The sequence below is a fragment of the Sporosarcina pasteurii genome (genome assembly GCF_041295575.1).
GTDB classification, from domain to species: Bacteria; Bacillota; Bacilli; order Bacillales_A; family Planococcaceae; genus Sporosarcina; species Sporosarcina pasteurii.
Genome location: NZ_CP160452.1, coordinates 683,928 through 706,087, shown reverse-complemented (window position 1 = coordinate 706,087; position 22,160 = coordinate 683,928). Strand labels below are relative to the sequence as shown.

General features: G+C 39.0%; 17 protein-coding genes and 1 pseudogene. 5 read left to right on the top strand and 13 right to left on the bottom strand.

Features of this window, described 5'->3' with window-relative positions; genetic code table 11:
* Positions 1–156: 156 nt before the first annotated feature.
* Entirely contained in the window at positions 157–1,365 is a 1,209-nt protein-coding gene (locus tag AB1H92_RS03245; protein ID WP_115360148.1) for an ROK family transcriptional regulator, read from the top strand.
* Between the two features lie 49 nt (positions 1,366–1,414).
* On the opposite strand, the gene gndA is transcribed toward AB1H92_RS03245, so the two are convergent.
* The 3 genes from gndA to AB1H92_RS03230 form a co-directional block, all read right to left on the bottom strand.
* Complete coding sequence (gene gndA / locus AB1H92_RS03240; RefSeq protein ID WP_115360147.1) at positions 1,415–2,824, bottom strand: NADP-dependent phosphogluconate dehydrogenase; 1,410 nt, start codon at positions 2,822–2,824, stop codon at positions 1,415–1,417.
* Positions 2,825–2,854: 30 nt separating this feature from the next.
* Complete coding sequence (gene uxaC / locus AB1H92_RS03235; protein WP_115360146.1) at positions 2,855–4,258, bottom strand: glucuronate isomerase; 1,404 nt, start codon at positions 4,256–4,258, stop codon at positions 2,855–2,857.
* Between the two features lie 164 nt (positions 4,259–4,422).
* Complete coding sequence (locus tag AB1H92_RS03230) at positions 4,423–5,433, bottom strand: Gfo/Idh/MocA family protein (protein ID WP_115360145.1); 1,011 nt, start codon at positions 5,431–5,433, stop codon at positions 4,423–4,425.
* A gap of 386 nt (positions 5,434–5,819) precedes the next feature.
* Here AB1H92_RS03230 and AB1H92_RS03225 point away from each other — a divergent pair, with 386 nt between their 5' ends.
* The 4 genes from AB1H92_RS03225 to AB1H92_RS03210 are packed head-to-tail and all read left to right on the top strand — an operon-like array spanning position 5,820 to position 10,525.
* The gene (locus AB1H92_RS03225; RefSeq protein WP_115360144.1) at positions 5,820–7,004 is read left to right on the top strand and encodes a galactokinase; all 1,185 of its coding nucleotides are present in this window, start codon (positions 5,820–5,822) and stop codon (positions 7,002–7,004) included.
* On the top strand, positions 7,001–8,005 hold the full coding sequence (galE, locus tag AB1H92_RS03220) for a UDP-glucose 4-epimerase GalE (protein WP_115360143.1): 1,005 nt from the start codon (positions 7,001–7,003) through the stop codon (positions 8,003–8,005). The genes AB1H92_RS03225 and galE overlap by 4 nt, the downstream gene beginning before the upstream one ends.
* Positions 8,002–9,489 (top strand): UDP-glucose--hexose-1-phosphate uridylyltransferase, encoded by a 1,488-nt coding sequence (gene galT / locus AB1H92_RS03215; RefSeq protein WP_115360142.1) that lies wholly within the window; start codon positions 8,002–8,004, stop codon positions 9,487–9,489. The genes galE and galT overlap by 4 nt, the downstream gene beginning before the upstream one ends.
* 1 nt (position 9,490) lies before the next feature.
* The gene (locus AB1H92_RS03210) at positions 9,491–10,525 is read left to right on the top strand and encodes an aldose epimerase family protein (protein WP_115360141.1); all 1,035 of its coding nucleotides are present in this window, start codon (positions 9,491–9,493) and stop codon (positions 10,523–10,525) included.
* Between the two features lie 113 nt (positions 10,526–10,638).
* Here the strand turns inward: AB1H92_RS03210 and AB1H92_RS03205 are convergent, their stop codons facing one another.
* The 10 genes and pseudogenes from AB1H92_RS03205 to AB1H92_RS03160 all read right to left on the bottom strand — a co-directional run bounded on the left by AB1H92_RS03205 (position 10,639) and on the right by AB1H92_RS03160 (position 22,090).
* The gene (locus AB1H92_RS03205; protein ID WP_115360140.1) at positions 10,639–11,805 is read right to left on the bottom strand and encodes an ROK family transcriptional regulator; all 1,167 of its coding nucleotides are present in this window, start codon (positions 11,803–11,805) and stop codon (positions 10,639–10,641) included.
* Between the two features lie 88 nt (positions 11,806–11,893).
* Entirely contained in the window at positions 11,894–12,040 is a 147-nt protein-coding gene (locus tag AB1H92_RS03200) for a hypothetical protein (protein ID WP_166739543.1), read from the bottom strand.
* Positions 12,041–12,061: 21 nt separating this feature from the next.
* On the bottom strand, positions 12,062–12,187 hold the full coding sequence (locus tag AB1H92_RS03195) for a hypothetical protein (protein ID WP_115360139.1): 126 nt from the start codon (positions 12,185–12,187) through the stop codon (positions 12,062–12,064).
* Between the two features lie 90 nt (positions 12,188–12,277).
* Positions 12,278–15,306, bottom strand: a pseudogene (locus AB1H92_RS03190) (glycoside hydrolase family 2 TIM barrel-domain containing protein).
* Positions 15,307–15,420: 114 nt separating this feature from the next.
* Positions 15,421–16,722 (bottom strand): alpha-glucosidase/alpha-galactosidase, encoded by a 1,302-nt coding sequence (locus AB1H92_RS03185; protein ID WP_115360138.1) that lies wholly within the window; start codon positions 16,720–16,722, stop codon positions 15,421–15,423.
* Between the two features lie 56 nt (positions 16,723–16,778).
* Complete coding sequence (locus AB1H92_RS03180; RefSeq protein ID WP_115360137.1) at positions 16,779–17,711, bottom strand: aldo/keto reductase; 933 nt, start codon at positions 17,709–17,711, stop codon at positions 16,779–16,781.
* Between the two features lie 17 nt (positions 17,712–17,728).
* Positions 17,729–18,718, bottom strand: a complete 990-nt coding sequence (locus AB1H92_RS03175) for a Gfo/Idh/MocA family protein (protein WP_115360136.1) — start codon at positions 18,716–18,718, stop codon at positions 17,729–17,731.
* Between the two features lie 201 nt (positions 18,719–18,919).
* Positions 18,920–19,960 (bottom strand): Gfo/Idh/MocA family protein, encoded by a 1,041-nt coding sequence (locus AB1H92_RS03170; RefSeq protein WP_115360135.1) that lies wholly within the window; start codon positions 19,958–19,960, stop codon positions 18,920–18,922.
* A gap of 114 nt (positions 19,961–20,074) precedes the next feature.
* Positions 20,075–21,043, bottom strand: coding sequence for a sugar phosphate isomerase/epimerase (locus tag AB1H92_RS03165; protein WP_115360134.1), 969 nt, complete (start codon positions 21,041–21,043; stop codon positions 20,075–20,077).
* A 15-nt stretch (positions 21,044–21,058) separates the two neighbouring features.
* On the bottom strand, positions 21,059–22,090 hold the full coding sequence (locus AB1H92_RS03160) for a Gfo/Idh/MocA family protein (protein ID WP_115360133.1): 1,032 nt from the start codon (positions 22,088–22,090) through the stop codon (positions 21,059–21,061).
* Between the last annotated feature and the right edge of the window lie 70 nt (positions 22,091–22,160).

Here is a 22,160-nt window from a genome sequence, read left to right as displayed (position 1 = left end):
TTTGCTATACTAGAAATAAGTATACAGATTTAAATATCCTAAACCAACAAAGGTAAACTCAGTTTAACAAAGGTAAACTAAGTTTAACTAAGAGAGGCTATGTTCAACTAATTAATTGGTGCGATAAACAATTGATGTAGAATCAGGGGGATTTATATGATTACAGGCGACGGCGCATACATAAAAAAAATAAACAGAGGATTAATATTAAGAAAAATTATCGAAGAACAATCGGTTTCAAGGGCAGATCTCTCTAAAATAACTGGACTTAATAAAGCAACGGTTTCTGTCCAAGTTGCGGATTTATTAAATGAACATTTAATTTTTGAATCGCAGCAAGAGCACAACACTGTTGGTAGAAGACCCATTATGCTTTCTATCAACCGAAAAGCCGGGTACGTGTTAGGAGTCGACTTAGATTACAAGCAAATTCAATATATCGTTACCGATTTAGGCGGGCAACCTGTCCACTACAAATCCGTTAAGTTGGATACTGTCGATTATGATGAGATTGTTGCGATGCTCATTCAGGATATTCAACACTATCAATCCGAATGGGCTTCGAGTGAATACGGATTAATTAGCGCCATTATTGGTGTGCACGGAACTGTAAGTAATGACGAAAAGATTCACTTTGTACCTGCCTATCAATGGGAAAATAAATCGTTAAAAGAAGACTTAGAAAATGTACTGGAAATTGACATTTCGATTCAAAACAATGCCAATTTATCAGCCTATGCCGAGCGTGTGTATGCATACCACGATAGCGACAACTTACTTTGTATTATGCTTTCCTCAGGGATTGGCGTAGGTTTAATGGTAGACGGGAATTTGCAAACTGGCTTTCACGGATTTTCCGGTGAAATGGGCCATATGATTATTAAACAAAATGGTGAATTATGTAATTGCGGGAATCGTGGATGTTGGGAATTATATTCATCAGAAAAAAGTTTGTTTATTAAATTGATGAAGCACATGCAAGTAGATTATCTAACATATGATGAACTTGAACAATTAATTGAACAAAAAGATTCTGATACGATGGCAATCCTCGAGGAGTATATCGTTGACCTTTCCACAGGATTGAATAACATTATTAATTTGTACAATCCTGAAACAGTTGTATTAACGAGTCGTGTATTAAAAATGTACCCAAATGCAATCGAGAAGATTAAGCGCAATTTCCATTCAACGATGAGTCAATATGGCTCCCTTGTGCTTTCTGGACTTGGCTATAAGTCTTGTTCGCTGGGTGCTTGTGCACTTGGCATTCAACGTTTTCTAGAAGTGTCGGAAGTTGTGTTAACACTTGATGCTCCGCTAGTGGCAACGTCACATAAGAAGGATGGATTCGCAATTCATTGACATAAAGTAGAGAAAAAAAGGTCGTCCGGCGATGGACGACCTTTTTCGATTAGAACCAATTCGTATGGAATGTACCTTCTTTATCTTTACGCTCATATGTGTGCGCGCCGAAATAGTCGCGCTGTGCTTGAATAAGGTTTGCGGATAAGTTTTCAGAACGATAGCTGTCGTAATAAGCAATCGCACTTGAGAAACATGGCACTGCAATTCCTTGTTGTACCGCGACAGATACAACTTTACGTAATGCTGATTGGTACTCTCCAACAATATCCTTGAAATAAGGATCTAATAATAAGTTTTCAAGTTCTGGATTACGGTCATATGCATCTTTAATGTTTTGTAAGAATTGTGCACGGATAATACAGCCACCGCGCCAAATCATTGCGATTTCACCGTAATTTAAATTCCAGTTGTTTTCTTCTGAATGTGCACGCATTTGCGCAAATCCTTGTGCGTATGAACAAATTTTACTCATAAATAATGCTTTTCGAACAGCTTCAATCAGCTCTTCACGATCGCCTTCGTACTTTGGTACTTCAGGTGCAACTAATAATTTACTTGCACGGACACGCTCATCTTTCATCGATGAAATTGTACGAGCGAAGACAGATTCTGTAATAAGTGGAAGTGGAACACCGATATCTAATGCATTTTTACTTGTCCATGCACCCGTTCCTTTTTGACCTGCTTTATCTAAAATGACTTCAACTAATGGTTGGCCAGTTTCATCGTCTACTTTTGTGAATATTTCAGATGTAATTTCGATTAAGTAACTGTCTAATTCGCCTTTATTCCACTCAGTAAATACTTCATGGAGTTCTTGTGCATCTAGACCTAGTACGTGCTTTAGAATAAAGTATGACTCACCAATCAGTTGCATATCTCCGTATTCAATGCCGTTATGCACCATTTTCACATAATGCCCCGCACCTTCTGGACCGATATACGTACTGCATGAATCGCCGTCAACTTTTGCAGCAATCGCTTCAAAAATAGGCGCAACTAAGTCATACGCTTCTTTTTGTCCGCCAGGCATAAGTGAAGGACCATTCAGCGCACCCTCTTCTCCACCGGAAACGCCTGTCCCGATAAAGTGAATGCCTGTTTTTTCAAGTTCTTTATTACGACGGTTCGTATCTTCGAATAATGTGTTTCCACCGTCGATTAAAATATCGCCTTTTTCAAGGTATGGCTGTAGAGATGCAATCGTTGCATCAGTAGCAGGTCCAGCTTGAACCATTAACATAATTTTACGCGGAACTTCTAAAGAATTAACGAACTCCTCAATGCTTTTTGCACCAAAAAAGTTTTTCCCTTTTGCTTCATTCTCCAAAAATTCCTCGGTTCTGGATGTCGTACGGTTATATACTGAAACTGAATAACCTCTGCTTTCAATATTCATTGCCAAGTTTTTACCCATAACCGCTAAACCGATGACTCCGATTTGTTGTTTTGACATGTTGTTCCCTCGTTTCAAAGTAATTATTGTTTATTCATTCAAGCCGAAATAGCGCTTTGCATTGCCATAGCAAATATTGTATACATATTGTTTTAATAATGGTATATCTTTCGGCACTTTTCCTTCCTCAACCCAAGTACCGAGTAAATTACATAGGATTCTTCTAAAATACTCATGACGCGGGAATGAAAGGAAACTTCTTGAATCTGTCAACATTCCGATGAAGTTGCTAATTAAGCCAAAGTTGGCTAGCGTCTTCATCTGGTCTTCCATACCCTCGATTGTATCATTAAACCACCATGCCGTCCCGAATTGAACCTTGCCAGGAATCTCGGAATTTTGATAATTTCCTGCCATCGCGGCTAAAATATTATTGTCACTTGCATTTAGACTATACAAAATTGTTTTCGGCAGTTTATCATTTTTATCGAGCTCATCTAAAAATCCTGATAACTTATCAGCAATTAAATAATCACCCATTGAATCAAAGCCAGCGTCCGCCCCTAATCGTTTAAACATTCTCGTACTATTATTTCTTAACGGACTTAAGTGAAGTTGCATCGCCCAGCCCTTTTCCGCATACCATTCGCCCAATGTGACTAATGTATATGTTTTATACTTTTCAACTTCATCGGCAGTCAATGGTTGACCTTGCAGACGTTTTGAGAAAATCGCGTCCACTTCTTCTTTTGTTGCTTCCGCGTAAAACATTCTTTCAATCCCATGGTCCGAACTGCGACAACCGTGCGCGTCAAAGAAATCGATGCGCTCTTTTAATGCATCTAAAAGTGCACTGTAGTTCTCAATGGACGTATTTGTAACTTCTTCTAATTTATCTACCCATGCTAAATAATCGTTTCTTTCGATATTGAGCCCTTTGTCAGGTCGGAATGAAGGCGATACATTGATGTCAAAACCTTCCTTATGCAATTCAATATGGCTCGCCAAATCGTCTGTTGGATCATCCGTTGTCCCAACAAACTCTACCTTTTTATTTGTCAGTAACGTTCTAGCTGTCATATCAGCAGATTGTAACTTCGCATTTGCTTCTTCCCAAATTGCCGGCGCTGATTGTTCATTTAATAATTCATCGATATCGAAATATCTTAGCAGCTCGAGATGCGTCCAGTGATATAACGGATTTCCAAATGTATTCGGAACAGTTTTTGACCAAGCTAGAAACTTGTCATAATCACTTTTATCTCCTGTAATATAAGCCTCTTCAATGCCGTTTGCACGCATCGCACGCCATTTATAGTGATCTCCGCCTAACCATACTTCTGCTAAGTTGTTAAAACGTTTATTTTCTAAAATTTCGTGTTGATTTAAATGGTTATGATAATCAAGAATTGGTAGGTCTTTTGCTGTTTCGTGATAAAGAATTTTAGCTGTCTCATTGTATAAAAGAAAATCATCGGTAATAAAAGTCTTCAAAGTGAACCGCCCTCTCTTTTGTAAGTCGCCTTAATTAGTTTGCCCAGTAAACAAACTCCTTATGTAACATAATAGGTGTAAGCGTTTTTCTTTTCAAGTGTTACTTTGGGATAAAAGAAAATCATAGAAAGAACCTTAACAATCATCGTGAAGGTTCCCCAAAGTTATCCTTTTATTTTCTCACTCTTACCCGACGCAATCGACGCATAACACGCATCAATAACCGCCATATTATCCAACGTATTTTCAAAAGTATGATGAACCGTTTTCTCACCGTCTAAAATAGCTTGGGACAAATGTTCAACTTGTAAACAATATTGATCGCCTCGAACAATCTCTGTCGTTGTGACGTCCCCTTTTTCAATTTGAATAAGTCCTTCACCGCCGTAATTATCAGGTCTAAAAGCACGTGGAACTGTAATGCTCCCTTTCGTACCGTGTACTTTATACTCGTGTCGCATCGCTAAATTAAAACTGGAATCAAATGATGCACGTATTCCGTTCGGGAAATTCAAATACCCCACTGCATCCGTATCAATTCCGTAGTCTGGATCCATTACGGCATGAACATGCACCGATTCGGGCTCTGCTCGAAGAATATTTCTTATCGTGTGGATGGCATAGCTTCCAATATCATAAATACTGCCGCCGCCCTTCTCTTGACTCATGCGAATATTATTCCCCCTACGCTCTTCCGGCATATAAAATGAAAATCCGGCTTGCATAAACGTCACTTCACCGATTTCACCACGATCGATGATTTCTTTAACACGAGCATGCTGCGGATGGAAATAATACATAAATGCTTCCATAAATAAGACGTTATTCTCTTCGCATGCTGCCTTCATTTCTAGAACTTCTTCTCTTGCAATGGCAGCCGGCTTTTCGCATAAAATATGCTTCCCTTTTTTCGCTGCTTTGATGACCCACTGTTTATGTAAATGATTTGGTAAAGGAATATAAACCGCATCAATCGTTGGATCGTCTAGAAGCTTCTCATAACTATCATATACATGCTCAATCTCGAATTTGTTTGCGATTTCTTGCGCTTTTTCAACATCGCTCCCAGTTGCAATTGCTGTTACAACCGCGTTTTCGGCACGCATAAATGCCGGAAGCAATTGTTTTTGTGCGATGCCTGCAGTGCTTAGTACGCCCCAGTTTACTTTTTTCATTGGTATCCTCCTAGAGTTTTTATTTCATCTCTATTTTAACAATCATTCTATCAAATACTTCTAAAATGCCTTTTCATTGTTCAAACATTCAACTTTCAAGTAATTTACTCAACCAATTTTTCAGTTCAAAACAATCTTCACTGCCTATTCAAATGTATACGCAATGAATATTGTGACAGATACGACTCAATAACAGCTATTAGGCAAGTTTTGTTCCTCTCATCATCGTCCCCCTCCCCCTCCAAGGTATTCAGTTTATTGTTAAATTAAAAATACCATAAAAATATATTGAAAATTCTATTGTATTGGCGTAAACTTAACTTTATAAATTAATTTAATTAAGTTTTCATGACCCTATCGTTAATGATAAAAGGAGGATAATTAAATTGAACATAAACGACTTGCAAGAGAAATTTAAGGGGATTTTTCCAGATGCCGGACTGCCGGCAGTTTACTTTTCACCCGGCCGGATTAATTTAATTGGCGAACATACGGATTATAATGGGGGGTATGTTTTTCCCGCCGCGATTTCATTGGGGACGTATGCACTTGCTTTCAAGCGGCAAGACAGGAAATTGCGTTTTTATTCCTTAAACTTCCCTAGCAGTGGGATTATCGAGTGCAGTTTAGATAATTTGGCGTATAAAGCTGAAGACGACTGGGCGAATTATCCAAAAGGGATGATTCAATATATAATCGATACGAAATCCAACATTGAAGAAGGACTTGATATTTTATTTTACGGGGAGATTCCAAACGGGGCAGGTTTATCCTCTTCCGCCTCGATAGAGTTGGCAACAGGTGTGTTGCTGGATAATTTATTTGATTTGTCGTTAGAGCGTCTGCAAATTATTCAGCTAGGACAAAAAGTAGAAAATGAATACATTGGAGTAAATAGTGGGATTATGGATCAGTTTGCTGTTGGACAGGGCAAGAAAGACTATGCCCTTCTATTAAACTGCCAAACTTTGGAATACCAATATGCCCCGCTTCATTTGGAAGATTATACAATCGTTATTATGAACACGAACAAACGGCGCACATTGGCGACTTCCAAGTATAATGAACGCAGCCAAGAATGCCGGACAGCGCTAAGTGACTTGCAATTACACTTATCTATCCAGCATTTAGGAGATTTAACAACTGAAGAGTTTGATTTAAATGCTCACCTTATTGAGAATTCGACAGTCCGCAGAAGGGCAAAACATGTTGTTTATGAGAATAACCGCACATTGCAAGCTTATGAAGCACTGGAACAAAATGACTTAAAGCAATTCGGCTTATTAATGAATGAGTCACACCTTTCATTGCAATATGATTATGAAGTGACTGGAATTGAACTAGACACGCTCGTTGAAACGGCATGGGAACAACCTGGAGTAATCGGTGCAAGGATGACCGGAGCAGGTTTTGGCGGATGTGCAATTGCGATTGTTGAGAAAAACAGCATCTCTTCATTTACAGAAGCTGTCAATGATGTTTACCTTGATAAAATCGGCTATGATGCAAGCTTCTACATGCCGACAATTGTGGATGGCGCGAAAAAAATAACGAAGGAGGCCGCACAATGAGTATTTTAGTATTAGGAGGAGCCGGTTATATAGGCTCCCATGCTGTTTACCAATTAATTGAACAAAACAAAAAGGTAGTTGTTGTTGATAATTTACAAACCGGCCATAAAGATGCCATCCACCCGGATGCTGTTTTTTATGAAGGAGATATTCGGGATATCGATTTTTTACGAACTGTTTTCAAAGAGCAATCAATCGATGCAATCCTTCATTTTGCCGCAAATTCTTTAGTTGGCGAATCAATGGAAAAACCGATTCAATACTTCGATAACAATGTGTATGGCACGCAAGTTTTACTGCAAGCAATGGCTGAGCATAACGTGAATAAAATCATTTTCTCCTCTACAGCGGCAACGTACGGGGATGTTGAAAAGATGCCAATTACAGAGGATACGCCGACACAACCGCAAAATGCTTATGGCGAAACAAAGCTTGTTATGGAAAAGCTGATGAAATGGTGCGAACATGCTCATGATATCCGCTACGTATCTCTGCGTTATTTTAATGTAGCAGGCGCAAAGGAAACCGGAGTTATCGGCGAGGACCATCATCCGGAAACTCACTTAGTGCCGATTGTATTGCAAACTGCGCTCGGCCAGCGTGAATTCATTACGGTTTTTGGCGATGATTACGATACTGAAGACGGCACTTGCATTCGCGATTATATTCACGTTGAAGATTTGATTGAAGCGCACTTACTCGCTTTAGAATATTTAAACGAAGGCGGAGAATCCGATATTTTTAACCTCGGGAGCAGTCAAGGTTTTTCCGTAAAAGAGATTATTCAAGAGGCCCGAAAGGTAACCGGCAATGAAATTCCGACAGTCATCGGGGAACGCCGTGCGGGCGATCCAGCAAGACTTATTGCCAGTTCGCAAAAAGCAGAGAACATACTTGGATGGCAGCCTTCGCGGAATTCAATTGCAAAAATCATTGAAGATGCATGGAATTGGCATGTCGCACATCCAAATGGCTATGTAAAGGACGGGATTAAAAAATGATTGCTGAACGTCTAGAAGGGTTGATTAAGCAAGCCTTAAAAACTGAGCTGATAGAGCCGGCTGATGAAATTTATACCCGGAATCGCATCCTTGCCTTATTGAAATTTGATTCAATAGATTCAACCGGGTCATATACAGATGACTCAATTCCAAACTTACTTGAAAAAATCATTGAAGATGCGATTGAACGCCAAGTCATTGAGGATGTTTTTGATGATAAAGAAATTTTTAGCGCAGAAATAATGGATTGTTTTATTGCAAGACCGTCGGTAATTAACGCTAAATTTCAGCAAAAATATAAAGCGAATCCAAAAGATGCAACCGACTATTTTTATGAACTGAGCAAAAACAGCAACTATATTCAAATGAACCGCATTCGAAAAAACATCCAATTTAAAGCCGAAACAAAATACGGCGAAATGGATATTACGATAAATATGTCTAAACCCGAAAAAGACCCTAAACAAATTAAGCGAGAAAAGGTTGCCAAAAAGGATATTAATTATCCGGCATGTGTCCTTTGTATTGAAAACGAAGGATATGCTGGCAGAACTGCCTATCCGGCACGAGCAAACCACCGGGTTATTCAGATTCCACTTGAAGGTGAAAACTGGTATTTCCAGTATTCCCCGTATGTTTATTACAATGAACATAGCATTCTGTTGTCAGAAAAACATCGCGATATGAAAATTAATCCACATACTTTTCAAAGATTGCTTTCGTTCATTGAACAATTCCCGCATTATTTTATCGGTTCAAATGCCGACTTGCCTATCGTAGGCGGATCTATTTTAAGCCACGACCATTATCAAGCAGGAAATTATGCTTTTCCAATGACTAATGCGTCTACGAAATTTCAATTTTCATTGGAAAATTTTTCAAATGTTTCTATGCAGGCATTAGAATGGCCACTAGCTACTATTCGGCTGCGAAGTTCTGATAAAGAAGCGGTTTCAGAGGCCGCGGCTTATATTTTAAATGAATGGAAAAATTACTCAGACGTTGATGCAAATATCATCGCATTTACAGATGATACACCTCATAACACTGTGACGCCTATCGCAAGAATGAGAGGCAATGAATTTGAACTGGACATCGTGCTGCGCAATAACCGCACATCAAAGGAGCATCCGCTCGGTATTTTCCATCCGCATGCAGATGTGCATCATATTAAAAGAGAAAATATCGGACTCATAGAAGTTATGGGACTCGCTGTTTTACCGGCACGCCTGAATGAAGAACTGGAAGAAATCAGTCATTACTTAAGGAACAAGCAAAGCGGGATTGCTGACTACCACTTGGAGTGGGCTCAAGAGCTGCTGGAAAAACACGGGGAAATTAACAATAAAAATGAGGCAAATGAAATCCTTAAACGGGAACTTGGATATAAATTTGCTAGAGTTCTAGGCGATGCCGGAGTCTTTAAAAACAATGGGGCCTGGCAGCGATTTCTAGCGGCAATTTCTGCGAAAGTTAGTGATTAATATGAATATTACAAGTGAAAAACTGGATAATAGATGGACTTTATATACACTGAAAAATGACCAGAAAATGAGTGTCAGTATTTTAAATTTTGGCGGCATTATCACTGAAATCCTCGTACCTAACCGCGAAGGTATCGTTGAAAATGTCGTTCTTAAATATAATAATATTGCTGATTATGAGCAAAACCCTTCTTATTTCGGCTCGATTATCGGTCGTGTTGCCGGAAGAATTGCCAATGGGGTATTTTCACTGAATGACAAATTAATTAATCTGCCCGCCAATGATGGAAAACATCATTTACACGGCGGTCCTTCCGGATTTCATAACGTTATTTGGAATGCGGAGACGTTTGAATCAAATCACTCGGTCGGATTGCGACTTCAGCATACAAGTCCGCATATGTCTTCCGGCTATCCCGGCAATCTGGATGTATCTGTCATATATACACTAACGAATGATAACGAATTAATCATCGACTACGAAGGAATTTCAGATCAAGATACGATTTTAACGATGACCAATCATTCTTATTTTAATTTAAGCGGGAACGCAAAACAGACGATTCACCATCATGGAGTAACAATGGATGCCAGGGAAATCGCCGAACTTGATACCGAATTAATACCGACTGGGAAAAAGTTAGACGTTAGCAGTACCCCGTTTGATTTCAGAGAAGGATTGGAACTTCAACATGGCATCCAATCCGACTATAATCAAAACACAATAGCTTCTAATGGCTATGATCATTACTTTATATTCGAGAATCAAGAACCGATTTTTGTGAGGGAAAAAACCAGCGGAAGAAAAATGACGATTCAAACCAATCAGCCGGGTGTCGTCATGTACACAGCGAATACGATGACCGATGAAATTGCATTTGCCGAAGGAGACGCTGGCCCGTATAAAGGCGTTTGCTTTGAAACCCAAGGCTCGCCGGCTTCCCTCGAACATCCCGAATTTCCTTCTATTTTGTTAAAAGCCGGTGAAAAGTATATGAAACAAACTTCTTTTAAGTTTGATGTGGAAGAGGATTGAAATGACAGATAGTTGAATTTAAATGAATGAAGTTGCTTCCTGTTTACAAAAAATGAGAGTCAATCGCTTACTTGGATTGACTCTCTTTCTATTATGGCTGTTCAAAAAAACTATTACGCAGTTGGTTCAAAAATAGTTACTAACACTAACGCCACTGCTCCGATAATTGTCGCATCATCGCCTAATTTTGTAATCTCGACTTCAGTTTGCTTAGCTTCCGGCGTTAACGCATGTTTTTCGATAGCTTTCTGAATCGCAGGTAAAATAAATTTACCCGATTTCATAACACCGCCGCCGATTACTATTTTTGCAGGGTTTATTATATGAATTAAATTCATTAATCCCACGCCTATAATCGAGCCGGTCTCCTCCAAAATCTCCCGGCAGTCGTGGTCGCCGGAAAGTGCAAGCTCATATACTTTTTCAGCAGTAATAGCATTATTATGCTGCATACGTAAATTTGCCCGTTTCGCAATCGCCGCCCCTGTAGCAAACGTTTGCAAGCAACCTCTGTTTCCGCATTCACAGACTTCTCCATGAATGTCAATCGTCATATGGCCTATTTCCCCGGCAATATTATTAGCCCCATGGAAAAGCTTACCGCCTACAACTATTCCTGCTCCGACGCCGCGGCCAACGTTTACTGCCAGCATATTATCCATCACTTCATGATTGCCAAACCATGCTTCGCCCAACGCCATCACTCTTGCGTCATTTTCCACTTTCACCGGCAGTCTAAATTCCTCTTCCATTACTGCTTTAATGGGAATATTTGTTAACCCTAAATTCGGTGCAATTAAAGATGTTCCTGTTTCAACATCTACAACACCATGCATCGCTACGCCAATACCAATTAATTTATCTGTATCAATTGTTGCAGCCGCAATTAATTCGCGAATGCATTTAGTCAGTTTAATTAGAAATTCATCATTCGTAATAGGCACTGTCAAAGCAATAGAATTACGCGTATGTATATTCCCGGCTAAATCGGCGATGACACATTCAATTTTCGTAGGACCCGCATCTGTCCCGATTACGTAAAATGCCTCGTCATTAATGAGCAGCATCGTCGGCTTTCTTCCGCCTTGCGATTCGCCTAATTCACTTTCCACAACAACGCCTTCTTCGATTAACGATTTAACATTACTGCTGACAGTCGGTGGTGTAAGCTTCGTTTCCTTTGCGATTTGAGCTCGTGAAATCGGTGCATCTGTACGGATTTTATTTAATATGATTGAACGGTTTACTGATTTCATCCATTGGAAAGTACCTTCGCGCATAGTATTCCTCCTTTCTCAATAAGTAAAGCAATCTTTTTCTGATGTTTCCATTTTAACATAGATTATTTTTTCACCGAATTAAGTTGTTTTATTGCATTGGGACTGAATCTCTGCCTGAATTCTGAATTCTCCTCTTCATCACTTGAATTCCGCCCCCCGCCAGCTGAATTCCCGATTTCATAACCCAATCGCAAAGCGTAAAAAGTCCGCCCATGAAACCGCCTTGATTAGTCATTTAAAACACGCCACTTCTTGTTCACTTAACCGATAAATGCAGTGCCGCAGCACCAAGCAGTCCGGCTTTATTACCAAGCGATGCTTTCATAATTTGCACACCTTTGAAACTATCAATAATCAGTTCTTGTACTTTGTCGCGAACCATATTAATTAATTTTTTAATCTATCAGTTTACATGAAAAACAAGCCTTCGAATGAAGACTTGTTTTTTCATAAATTTATCCTGTTTCGACACTTACAGATTAAGCGATTCTATCCTAAACTCAAATTCCAGTTCTTCCTCAGCATTAATTCTATACTCCTCATGTACCGGCGCTCCCCAGCTATCATCTCCGCCAACCCCCATTTGTCTGCCAGCAACAGTTACAACGGTATGGTGAATCTGTGGCAATTCATAATGATGAGATGCGTTCTCCAATTCATGTGCTGTATACGGAGAAATATTACATTCAATCGGTTCATCAACGGATGAGATTCTTATCCCGAGTCCATCGCTGTTTGCTATATCAACGCTTCGAACGCCCGTCCTGTTTCCAGATTCTTGCGGAATTACATAAGCAGCGACATTGTCTTTCACCGTATTCTCAAAAATCCCCAGTCTTGCACCATGTGCCCGGTCAATGTAATTCTCTTTCGGCCCTTTTGCATACCATTTAAGCTCGTCATAATCAGCAGACAATTTAAATGTTATGCCAAAGATTGGCATTTCCGGCAGTCCGGCAACTCCTTTATAGTGTGAATGCACTTTAATGTTCCATTTGCATAGACAGTATAAGTGATTTGCAGCTTTACTTCAGGATGGATTGCCAAACAATAATCGAATGTAACAATCGCATGCGTTTTTTCATCCTGAATCGTAAAGCCGGTGCATTGATAACCTAAACTCGCCGCATACCACGCGCTCTTTTCAAACCCAGATTGATTTCCCCGGTCATTATCAGTGAGCGCTCTCCAAAACTGTGGTACAGGCGCTTTTTCCATCATTTCTTTCCCCGCATAATTTAATGAAATTAACGTACCGGATTCCAAAGAAAATAACGTACTGAATTTTTTACCGTGAACACCGACATTGAAATCACCTTTGACAACGTTAACGCTTCCCGCTGGTATAGCCCAGCTTTGCTTGCCTTCTTGGAAAATATACTCGCCAAAGGAAACTTCATAACCTTTATTCGCCCAAATCGCATCATCTTTTAATAGTAATGCAGTTTGAATAGCATATTCTCCTTTAGTAATTAATTCAGAAGGAATAGCTAAACTAACATATGCTTCGCTGCCCGCCTGAACATGAATTTCAGTTTGTCCAATATATACTGGCTCGCCTTCAGACAATAAGCGATACTCCAACACTACGTCATCAGTACCTTCAAACAACCGGTCATTCATGATTTTGACGCCGTTACGGTCTGGATACAATTTTATATCTTGATATAAAAAGCGAATATCCTGCATTTTAGGAGACAGTTTGCGGTCTGCGTAAATAATGCCGTTTATACAGAAGTTCGTATCATTTGGCCGATCGCCGAAATCTCCGCCATATGCTAGAAATTCATTGCCGTACCGGTCCTTTTTCATAAGTCCTTGGTCAATGTAATCCCAAATAAAGCCGCCTTGATACATAAGATATTTTCGTTCAAGGTCTGTATATTTCTTCATGCCTCCGACCGAATTCCCCATTGCATGCATATATTCACAAGCAATAAACGGCTTCTCTGGATCATTCTTTAAATACGCTTCAATGTCGGCTGGTTTCGTATACATTTGACTTTCCATATCGCTTGTATCATTGTAGTTTCTGTCATAAAACACACCTTCATAATGTACGAGACGGCTTGGATCCGCTTCTTTAAAATAACGCGATACATTTAATAAAACTTCACCAGCATGGGACTCGTTTCCGCATGACCAAATTAAAATTGATGGATGGTTTTTATCGCGTTCGAACATTGAATTTGCTCGATCCATAACAATATTTTCCCATTCCGGCAAGCTTCCCGGAATTGCCGTTGCAGCATCAACGGCCTCCCCCATCTTTTGCCAAGTACCGTGTGTTTCTAAGTTCATTTCATCCATTACGTAAATTCCATATTGATCGCAAAGATCATACCAATAACTTTGGTTAGGATAATGCGCTGTTCTGACTGCGTTAATGTTATTCTGTTTTAAAGTTTTAATATCCCACAGCATATCTTCTTTTGTAACCGCTCTGCCTCTGCGGCAATTAAAGTCATGCCGGTTGACGCCTTTAAAAACAATGCGTTTTCCGTTTAAATGCATCATTTTGTTTTTCATTTCAAAACGGCGGAAACCGACATTTTGCGGAACAACTTCTATTAACTTTCCTTCTTTGTTGTAAATCTTAATAAAAGCTTGATATAAATATGGGCTTTCTGCACTCCATAGTTCCGGCTTTGTCACAGTCAGCTTTAAGCTGTCTTCTGAATTGAATTGTTCTTCAGTAACCTCTCCAACCAGCTTGCCATCTCTATCTTCCAATATAAGAGATACTTTTACAGATTCGTCTGTATTCAATTTAAGTTGGACTTCTAAATCAGCATTTTCATATAAATCATCTAAATTGGTGTGTACATGTATATCTTCCGCATGGATAGCTGGTTTGCTATATAAATACACATCTCTAAAAATTCCTGAGAAACGCCAGAAGTCTTGATCCTCTAGCCAGCTTCCAGTACTTCTTTGATAAACTTCAACGGCTAATTTATTTTCGCCTTCCACCAGATAAGGTGTCAGTTCAAAGTCTGACGGGGTAAAACTATCCTCGCTGTAGCCAACAAACTTGCCGTTTAACCATACATAAAATGCTGTTTCCACGCCCTGAAAGGATATGTTTACAGGTTTATTCTCCATATTTTCAGGCACTGTAAATTCTTTAATATAACTGCCAACCGGATTATCATTCAAGGGGATTTCAGGTGGACGAATATCATCATGGCCATCCCATGGATACATTTTATTTACGTAATGAGGCTGCCCGAATCCTTGTAATTGAATATGACCGGGAACTTGAATTGTCTCCCATCCAGCAGCATCATAGTCAATCTCATAAAAATTTTCGATACGGCTCATAGCGTTTACCGAATAGCTGAATTTCCATGTGCCGTTTAAACTGTGGCGCAAATTCATTTCGCCCTTTTCTCTCGCTTCTTCGATTGTTTCATAATATAAATGATCTGAATAGGCAGGTAAACGATTCACAGCAAATACATCTGTATCTGTAAGCCAGTCTAAACTAGGCTGTTTCATTATTTCCCTCTCCTTATATAATAAATAGACGGCTATTTGTCATACGGGCCAAAATAGATAAACCTTTTTATAATTTCAGTACATTTCCAGTACTTTGGTTTTATCTTATTGTTTTCATTTAAATTCTGGCAACCAATCCCCATGTGCTTCGATTAGATCATCACATAATGAAACAATATCATCTATTGATAATTCCGCTGAGGTATGGGGGTCTAGCATTGCCGCGTGATATATATGCTCTTTTTTTCTTGTTACAGCAGCTTCAATTGTTAATAACTGTGTATTAATATTCGTTCTGTTTAAAGCCGCCAATTGCTCTGGTAAGTCACCTATATACGTTGGAGTCACACCACTCGCATCGACAAGACAAGGTACTTCTACACAAGCTTTTTTAGGTAAATTACTAATTAAACCACCAGTATTTAACACATTTCCACCAATTTTAATAGGGTTATCCGTTTCCATCGCTTCAATAATATAAGAACCATATTCATGTGAACGAGTATGTATTAAGCCTGGGTTATTTACTAAATCATCACGCATTTGCTTCCACTCTTCAATCTGAGTCACACAACGTCTTGGATATTCGTCTAGTGGAATATTAAAACGTTCAATTAACTCTGGATACTGGCTTTTAATAAAATATGGATGGTACTCTGCATTATGTTCAGACGACTCCGTCACATAGTAGCCAAAACGGTTCATTAATTCGTAACGAATCATATCATGATGCTTCGTCTTCTGCTTTTCTTGTGCTCTTCTTTTTATTTCTGGATATAAGTCTTCCCCGTTACGTGTAATCTCTAATAACCATGCTAAGTGGTTAATTCCTGCAATTTTCCATTGAACATTATCTGTCGGCATATCTAAATCTTTTAATAAATCATTTGCACATACTTGAACACTATGACACAATCCAACCGTTTTAATATTCGTGTATCTTTGCATATAACCTGTTAATGTCGCCATCGGGTTTGTATAATTCAAGAACCACGCATCTGGACAAACTTCTTCCATATCATTTGCAAATTCTTGCATGACAGGGATTGTTCTTAGTGTACGGAAAATCCCACCAATTCCTATCGTATCGGCAATCGTTTGACGAAGTCCGTATTTCTTCGGGATTTCAAAGTCAATGACTGTACTTGGCTCATAACCGCCTACTTGAATTGCGTTAATGACATATTTAGAATCTCTTAATGCTTCTTTACGATTTGTATAAGAGACAATTTTAACTGTAGAGCCGAGATTCTTTTTAATATTTTTCAACATTTGTTCAGAGTCTTTTAAACGCTCATGATCGATATCAAATAAAGCAAACTCAAAATCTTGTAGTGCATCGACTGTCATACAATCCCCGAGTACGTTTTTTGCAAAAACTGTACTTCCAGCACCTAGAAAAGTAATTTTCGACATGTAAAACCCTCCAACTCAAAATTCAAGTATATAAAGATGTGAAATTTTTATTCAATTTAATCTGTACGAAGATCTAGCCACTTCACTTCATCTTCTGTTAACTTAATCTCTGTTGCAGCTTTACACGAAAGCATTTCTTTTTCATTTCTTGGACCGATAATCGCAGCAGTAGGGAATGACTGGTTTAATACATAAGCCAAACTAATTTGGATTGTTTCTACACCTTTTTCATTCGCTAATTTCTCTGCTCGACGATAACGCTCCCAGTTTTCATCATTATAAAATACGCGGACTAAGTCCTTGTCCGATTTGTCTTCAGGTGTAAATCTGCCAGTAAAAAATCCACGTGCTTGCGCTGACCAAGAGAAAATCGGTAATTTTGTTTTTTCATGCCATGCAAGCGTCGAATCATCAACAGATACACAATCTGGCCAATAAGGTTCTTGTGCTTTAGCTAGACTCAAATTTGGACTGCTAAAAGAAAAACCAATTAGGTTATTTTTCTCGGCGTAGTCATTCGCTTCTTGAAGTCGTTGAAAAGACCAGTTTGACCCGCCAAATGCTCCAATTCTCCCTGCTTCAACATGCTCATTTAAGATTTCTAGTATTTCTCCTACCGGCACAGATGGATCATCTCGATGGAGCGCATAAAGTTCTACATAATCTGTTCGAAGTCTATCTAAACTAATTTTCAATTCTTCATCAATCGCCTGCTTATTAACTTGTGGCCCTTCTGTATTTGGATGTCCGCCTTTTGTCAGTAAGATTACGTCATTTCGACGGTTATTTTCTTCCATCCACATGCCAATTGCTTCTTCACTTTTCCCGCCTGCATAAACATAGGCAGTATCAAGTATATTGCCCCCAATTTTAATATAGTTTTCTAGTACATCCGAAACTTGATCAATGATTTCCGGAGCAAAATAGTCAGTTCCCATCATTAAGCTTGTTGCTTCTTTTTCTAAATTCGCTATTTTGATTTTATGCATGTTGATTCCCCCGAGTCTTATAAGATAATTCTTTCTTGTTTCTCAGCCGAAGTTAGTGCGCCTTTAATAGCTTTTATATTGTTAACCATATCGTCTGATGAGAATTTAACTGGTTTTCCATCTAATACACTTTCTGCAAAATGATCAGCTTGTAATTTATATGGGTTAATATTTTCATCATGTATTTCATTTGTTTTTCCATCTTTAATAATCCTATAAGACTGATCTCCGATAAAAGCAGACCCCATAATGATTCTTCCCTTAGTGCCCAGAATCTCTAGTTCGTTTCTAAATTCTGCCCACATTCCACAGTCAAATGTTAAAGCTACACCATTAGAAAACTCCATTATCCCTGATGCCATCATGTCCACATTTCCATGTTCTGGAGAGAAAAAGGCATGCGTAGTTACCGCAGTAGGCTCTTCATTTAACAAATATCTTGCAGCACTAATTGGATAACACCCCACATCATAAATCGAGCCGCCACCCCATTCTTTTGTAAAACGGATATTCCCTTTGTCTTCAGCGCCATCAAACGTGAATACCCCATGAATGCCGCGAACTTCTCCAATTTCTCCGTTATGAATCGCATGTTTAATCGCTTCATATCTTTGTTGATGAAGATACATATAGGCTTCTACGAAAATAACGCCTGCTTCTTCACAAGCTTCAATCATTTCGAGCGCTTCTTGTTCATTCAATGCCATCGGTTTTTCACATAAAACATGTTTTCCTGCTTTAGCAGCTTTTATTGTCCATTTTTTATGTAAATGATTTGGCAGTGGAATATAGACTGCATCAATGTCCGGATCTGCTAATAACTCCTCATAACTTCCATAAGCTTTTGGAATACCTAATTCATCTGCATATTTTTGTGCACTATCCAGATGCCTACTTGCAACCGCCTTTACGATGTTTCTATCTGATTCTTGTATGCCTGGAATTACTGAGCGTTTCCCAATACTAGCTGTTCCTATGATTCCCCAGCGTACTTTCTTTTCTGTCATGATTTTTGTCCTCCCTTTGTTTTTAAAAAACACTTTTTATAAATGTTAAAATAAACATCATTTAGGTTTTGGAATTGACTTAAATCTTTTCGTTATTTTTGGTAATAAAACTTTTTGAATCACTCGTAGTCTAGAAACCTATACAATCGAAATATGAAGATATCCTACCTCTTTTGTAAAAACGATAAACTTTCACTTCATTTAAAAGTTTATCGCTTTGCCTGTTTCAGCTGATTCATAAAGTGCATTAATAATCTTTTGAATAATAACCCCTTGTTCGGGTGTACTTGAAGGCAACTTTCCACCTAAACAACTCTCCACAAATTGACTAATTTCTCGCTCGTGCCCGTTTACTTCAGGTGCATACGCAGGGGTGATGTCGATTAATGTTCCATGTTTTTCTTGAAAAAACTTCAACGGAAAAATATCTGCACCGCCCTTTTCACCCATTAAGGAAACTTGCATTGTTTCGGCTTTTTCAACGTTTGCAGCAAATGCTGTTTCCACCGTAATTGAAGCGCCATTTTTAAATGTAATCATGCCAATAGCCATATCTTCAATTGTGTAATTTTCATAGTCCCAGTCGCCAAGCAGGCCTACACCTTTTTTATTGCCAATTCTTTGATGGATTTGTCCAAGAACGACAGCCGGCTCCGGATAATCCATTAAATATAAAGCAGTATCTAACATATGTATCCCTATATCAATTAACGGTCCTCCGCCTTGTAACTCCTTATTTGTAAAGACTCCCCAGCCTGGAATTCCTCTACGTCTAATTGCTTGCACACGTGCCGAGTAAATGTCGCCCATTTCTCCAGCTTTTATAAAAGACTTCGCAATTTCAACATCAGTTTGGTATCGATAATGGAATCCATATGTTAAAATTTTCCCCGTTTTCTCAGCCACTTCAGCCATCTGTTCAGCTTCTTCTACGGTCATAGCAGGCGGCTTTTCACATAGCACATGACAGCCTGCTTCAAGTGCTGCAATTGTTGCTTCTTTATGAAACTTGTTTGGAATACAAATACTGACCGCATCTAATTGAGATTGAATAAACATTTCTTGTAATTCACCAAATGCATAGGGAATACCAAATTCAGCAGCGACTGACTTCGCCCGCTTCTCGTCAATATCCATAATCGCAATAATTTCTACCCGATCTTTATTTGCTAAATAAAAAGGAATGTGAACATCTTTTGCAATTGCACCCGCACCAATTAGACCAACCCTTAGTTTATTCATTTGGAACACTCTTTTCTCTATGTAAATTAAATTTCGATTAACTTATTGAAATTTAACAAGTGATAGTTGTGATGAAGGTTACTTATTAGCTCCACCACAACTACTTTTAAAAAATTACACCCACCACATCTCCGTAGGTTGTTCATTAATTAACACAGACTGTAAATTCGTAACAGCACGTGAAAACCCTTCTTCAACAGACATGAGCGGATCTTCATGCTCAATACTCACAACGTAATCATAACCGTATGTCCGAAGTGCACTCATCATATCCGACCATTCTTGGATGCTGTGACCACAGCCGACCGAGCGGAATGTCCAAGCTCTCGTTTGTACGTCGCCATAAGGCTGCATATCTGTCAATCCATGCATATTGACGTTATCCTGATCAATATACGTATCTTTCGCATGGAAATGATGGATTGCATTTTCTTTCCCCAGAATTTTAATTGCCGCTACTGGATCAATACCTTGCCACCATAAATGGCTCGGGTCTAAGTTTGCGCCAATCGCAGGAGATGTTGCTTCACGTAGCTTCAGCAGTGTATAAGGTGAATGAACCGAAAAGCCCCCATGTAATTCAACGCCAATTTTCACGCCGTGATCTTCGGCAAACTTTGCCTGTTCTTTCCAATAAGGAATTAATTTCTTTTCCCATTGCCAATTATAAATATCCGTATATTCCGTTGGCCAAGGGGAAATCGGCCAGTTCGAATGTTTCGAGTCTTCGTTGGCACCTGGCGTCCCAGAAAATGTATTCACGACCGGAACATTCATCAGCTCTGCTAATTGAACAGTTTTCACGAACGTTTCATGTGCATTTTTAGCAATTATCGGGTTTGGTGAAACGGGATTATCATGACAGCTGAATGCGCTAATTGTTAAGCCGCGTGAGTGAATGGCTTCTAAATATGCTTTACGTTTTTCTTCACTAGCAAGTAATGCATCTACATCACAGTGGGCATTTCCTGGATTTCCACCTGTCCCAATTTCAACTGCTTGAAGTCCTGACTTTTGAACATAATCTAGCATTTCTTCAAATTTAATATGTGAAAATAATACTGTAAATACACCTAGTTTCATGGATACTTCCCCCTACTAAACAGTCATTCTAGTAAATTTCTTTGTTTTCATAGATTCTAAAGATGCCAAAATAATTTCTAATGATTTCTTACCTTCTTCACCGTCAATGAGTGGCTCTTTATTTTCTAGGACAGCCTCCACAAAATGGTCGATTGTATGGGAAGTTGTTTGCCCGCCTTCATCATTCGATTGAATTGCCCCTAGCCCATATTTAACGACTTCACCGTTTGCATACTGGACAATTAAGGAATAAATCGGGTCATCTTCTAGACGTAAAATGGCCTTCTCTCCGTAAATAATTGTTGAGTTATCTTCTTTCGCTGTATAAGCCCAGCTTGCTGTGAGTGTGCCGATGATTCCACTTTCTGACTTCAAAATACAAACCGCATTGTCATCTACTTCTGCAAAGTCTTTCGCACTTGTTTCAATCATACTTGCAACTTCTACAAATTCTTCGCCTAAAAGATAACGGAGTAAATCTGCTTTATGTACACCTAGATCTCCCATTGCCCCAATAAATGCCTCTTCTTTTCTAAAGAACCAGCTGTCTTTGCCGTCAGCACTCCAGCCTTCTGGACCGCCATGACCAAAAGTCGATCTAAAACTATGAATTTTTCCGATTTCACCACTTTCAATGATCGCTCTCGCTTTCTGGTGAGATGGGACAAAACGCTGATTATGCGCAATCATAAGCTTTTTATCATTTTTCTCCGCTGCCGCTATCATTTCTTCGGCTTCTTCTCTTGACGTTGCCATCGGCTTTTCACAAAGTACATGTTTTCCAGCATGTAACGCTGCAATAGAAACAGGTGCATGTAAATAGTTTGGTAAGCAAACGCTTACAGCATCCACGTTGGCTAGCATCAATACGTCTTCATAATTCGTATACGCTTCCACATTGTATTCATTGGCTATTTCTTTCACTCGCTCTTCCACAATGTCACAAACTGCGACAAGTTCTACATTTGGATTCTGGTTATATTCAATTAAATGTCTATGTTGCGCGATACTTCCACAACCGATTACAGCTACTTTTAACTTTTTCATCGCTTTAATGCCCCCATTATTGTCGTTTGTATCATAAAAGCCTACATAACTTTTTGGTCAATTTAGATTG